Raw genomic sequence first — 3,600 nt, forward strand, 5'->3', positions numbered from 1 at the left:
CGTTGTTCAGACCTTCCTTAGGCGTCAGGCGAACGCGCAGACAATGGTATTCGTGTTGGTAAGGAACACAGGAACCCTGCCAGCGAATGGGGTAACGCTCACCCTTGATCCAATATTCAGCGCTTCGGCGTTCACCGACGAAGATGGCCAACAACATGTGCTTCAAGAACCGAGGCGCATCTCGCTTGGGAAGCTGCGGGCGGGCCAGGCAATAGGTGTGAGTAGCTGGACAGACATTAGGATTGTCGATATTCAACCCGATCAGCTTTTGAAGCGAATTTCCCTCACCCACAACGACGGGATGGGGAACCTCAAGATCGATGGCGGCGTGTGGGCAAACTTCATCGAGATCGAATCTAACCGGCGCAAGTTGTGGATCTCGATTCCGCTGCTAATACTGTCTTTGCTCGGGGGCCTTTTTGCGATACGCGTTCAGGCGAACGCAAGACGGCGTCTTTTGAAGAGGCTGCTTGAAGAGCATCGGGCGCATGTCATTGATGGCGGCGGGCCTTAACGAAAGGGGCACCCGAAGGCGCCGCAATTACCCCAGGCTCCGTGCCTTAAGACTCGCTACTATCCCGGGCGTCTTTTCAAGACGACTGCCATATCTGCGTTTTTCTACATATCCTCGGCCAGCGAACGAGGTTCAGGCTTACTTCTAGCAGTGGCTCATCGTCCAGAGCGCACACCATCCAATTCCTTTTATGGGTGCTTATGGTGGCCCGTCAGGATTCGAACCTGGAACTAAAGGATTATGAATAAATGAATTTTACTACGGGCACCTTTCTTCAGCCGACCGGCTTCGTACCAGCGGCGAGTAGTTGCTTGATCTGGTCCGCAGTCAACGGGGAAAATGGGGATAAAGGCCAGACTGTCTTCGCCAGGAAAATGCCGACCACACCGCTGACATTTGGCAACCTGCTCAACAGACGTTTGGCAGCAGCAAACGAAGCTCCCATGGTTATGACGTCGTCAACCACAACGACGGTACTAGCAAGCGGCCGATCTAAGAGCCGAGGATCAATGGCAAGCGTTTCGCATAGCTCATCTGGTGTAAGACGATGACCGTGATGCTGGGCATCACGTTCCCTGGTCTGGACTAAAAGCGGTCTGATATCAACGTTTGGCGTAGCGTTCGCCATCCGCCTTAGCACCTTGAGCATGCGATCATCGTAGTCAGTGTGTCCAATCGGCTTAGAACCAGGCATAGGTACGAATGTATGCGACCCAATCGTCTGCGGAAGGCTGATTACGCCCGCCAAAGCCGCGCCCCAGTAGTCGATAGCCTGGTTCTTGTAGTACAGCTGACCTTCACTGGCCGTCGGTTTCTTTTTTAAGTTCCAGATCTTCTGGTTTGTGTCGCTCGCTTTGTAACCACCGTCGCTGGTGTACTCGCCGTAATGCCAGCACTGATCACCAGTTACGAGGTAAGCATAGTCCCTTGGCTCAAGAATCTGTAGGCGCATAGCCACCCAGCGCATCAATGATTTCAGTCACGCTACGGACGCGGACAGCTCCTTGCGCCTCATATTTTTTCGGCCAACTCAGATCGCTACGGCGGAAACAATTGTCCAAGATGAATAGCTTCCGCCCCTGGGCTAATGCTGCTCTCGCTTGAACTAAAGTCCCCGACGTGTTTCCAGCTTCGACAATGATTGTCGCCTCCGTCAAAGCCGACATGGTTACGTTCCTTGCCGGGAAGAACAAGCTATTCGCCTTGTAATGCTGTTGCCTATACCGCAAGAAGGGCACCTGTGAAATAACAAGGTGATCCTTTGCCAAACGCTCCTGTAGCGCAGCATTCTCGCGAGGGTAATAGTCAAACAGCGGCGTTCCGATCACAGCGATGGTCCGACCACCAGACTCAAGCGCACCCGCGTGCGCAGCCGAGTCGATGCCGCGCGCCAAACCAGAAACCACTGTAAATTTGTGCCGAACCAGTGCCTGTGCTATGCGCCTGGCATTAGCTGCACCTTCTGGAGAGGGGCTCCGGGTGCCGACAACAGCCACTCCACGCGTAGCAACCAACTCCCAATCGCCTCGGTAGTACAGAAGCTCAACAGGATGGTCTGCCTCTCGCAATTTCGCAGGGTACTCGCCAGCGCCATGGACTCGAACGCCAACTTCCTTCAAGCGTTCTGGACCTACTTCCTCAAGCAAGCGTTTCCATGTATCCCTGACCTCCAGTTTGGACACCAACTCAGACGGAACACGGCTGGGGTTCTCGGCAAATAGCTGAGCGATGTTCTTGAACCAAGCGCCTTGACCAAGCCACAACGACTCATACGCAGCCATCTCGCGACGGAGCTCGATTGGCGGGGCGGAGAAAATGGAAAAGTCGGAGACTTGGTTCATCTCAGGCTGCTGTGAGCACTCTAAAAGCATAGATTCCTCACCCAAACAGTACGCGTACAGGTGAAACGGCGGCTGATTCAGCCGGCGGGGCATGATATCCGGTCCGCACCGCAAAGACCTGAAGATCAGTCAAGGCTGCGTCACAGGTACGGCACGTATCCCATGGATGGAGGGGCCCTAGCAAGAAGCCGTCCGTTCATTCCGCTTTGCCCTTGGTCCGTAAGCTGAATCCGGTTACCTGGGGGAGTCTATCAGTTATTAGTAATTTTGCTAACTTCGGGGCCGTCTCGACCTTTGAGACGTCTCCCCACGAGAGTTCGCGCCATGCTGTCTCTGCCGCCCCCACACACCTATGCCCGCTTACTCGGACCTGCCTGCCTGGATCCGTTGCCTCTGGGCTTGCCACTCAGTGCACTCCGTATCCGGCTTGGGTTCCCCTCGCCTGCTGAGGATTTCCAGGACGACGAGCTCGATCTGAACCAGGTGCTGATCCGCAACCCGCCAGCCACGTTCCTCTACCGCGCTGAGGGCTGGAGCATGCTCCTCGCCGGGGTCTGCGACGGCGACATCCTTGTGGTGGACCGCTCGGTGCGCCCGATCAACGGTGACATGGTGCTGGCCATCTGGGACGGCAATCAGCCAGTCTGCAAGATCCTGCAGGTCGCGTCTGACCACATCGAGCTGCACAGCCGCAGCCCGCACTGCGCTCCGATCGTCTTGGCGCCAGGTACGGAGGTGGAGGTGTTCGCCGTGGTCGGCGTCGTCCGACAGGTGACCCGCACCCACGCCCGCGCTGGCCGCTGATGTTTGCGCTGATCGATGGCAACAACTTTTACGCCAGCTGCGAGCGGGTGTTCCAGCCGGAGCTGCGTGGCAGGCCGCTGGTCGTGCTGAGCAACAACGATGGCTGCGCCATCGCGAGATCGGATGAGGCCAAAGCGCTCGGCGTGGCCATGGGGCAACCGATCCACAAGGTGCCCGCCTCGGTGCGCCGCCGGCTCGCGCTGCGCTCGGCGAACTTCGGCCTATATGGCGACATTGCCTCGCGCATCGGCGTGATCCTGCGCCAGGCCGCGCCGCGTGTGGAGGTGTACTCGATCGACGAATCGTTCCTTGACCTCACCGGCATTCGCGATCGCCAGCAGCTGGCCACCAACCTACGCGAGCGCGTTCACCAATGGACGGGCATCCCCAACTGCATCGGCATCGCGCCGACCAAGACCTTGTCACCAGCACTTTTAATCT

At 57.1% G+C, this 3,600-nt stretch carries 4 protein-coding genes and 1 pseudogene; 3 read left to right on the forward strand and 2 right to left on the reverse strand.

Features of this window, described 5'->3' with window-relative positions; genetic code table 11:
• Positions 1-514, forward strand: a 514-nt coding sequence (locus J7360_RS19500) for a hypothetical protein (RefSeq protein WP_209034559.1), incomplete at its 5' end; no start/stop codon positions are given.
• Positions 515-788: 274 nt separating this feature from the next.
• Here J7360_RS19500 and J7360_RS19505 read toward each other — a convergent pair.
• The gene (locus J7360_RS19505) at positions 789-1,481 is read right to left on the reverse strand and encodes a hypothetical protein (RefSeq protein WP_209034561.1); all 693 of its coding nucleotides are present in this window, start codon (positions 1,479-1,481) and stop codon (positions 789-791) included.
• Complete coding sequence (locus J7360_RS19510; RefSeq protein WP_209034563.1) at positions 1,447-2,355, reverse strand: DNA-processing protein DprA; 909 nt, start codon at positions 2,353-2,355, stop codon at positions 1,447-1,449. The genes J7360_RS19505 and J7360_RS19510 overlap by 35 nt, the downstream gene beginning before the upstream one ends.
• Before the next feature lie 324 nt (positions 2,356-2,679).
• Here J7360_RS19510 and J7360_RS19515 point away from each other — a divergent pair, with 324 nt between their 5' ends.
• Both J7360_RS19515 and J7360_RS19520 read left to right on the forward strand, forming a co-directional pair.
• Positions 2,680-3,159, forward strand: a complete 480-nt coding sequence (locus tag J7360_RS19515) for a S24 family peptidase (RefSeq protein ID WP_209034565.1) — start codon at positions 2,680-2,682, stop codon at positions 3,157-3,159.
• A pseudogene (locus J7360_RS19520) lies at positions 3,159-3,600 on the forward strand (Y-family DNA polymerase); the annotation flags it as partial. The gene J7360_RS19515 and the pseudogene J7360_RS19520, both read left to right, overlap by 1 nt.

It is taken from the genome of Xanthomonas sp. D-99 (assembly GCF_017746145.1).
GTDB classification, from domain to species: domain Bacteria; phylum Pseudomonadota; class Gammaproteobacteria; order Xanthomonadales; family Xanthomonadaceae; genus Xanthomonas; species Xanthomonas cissicola.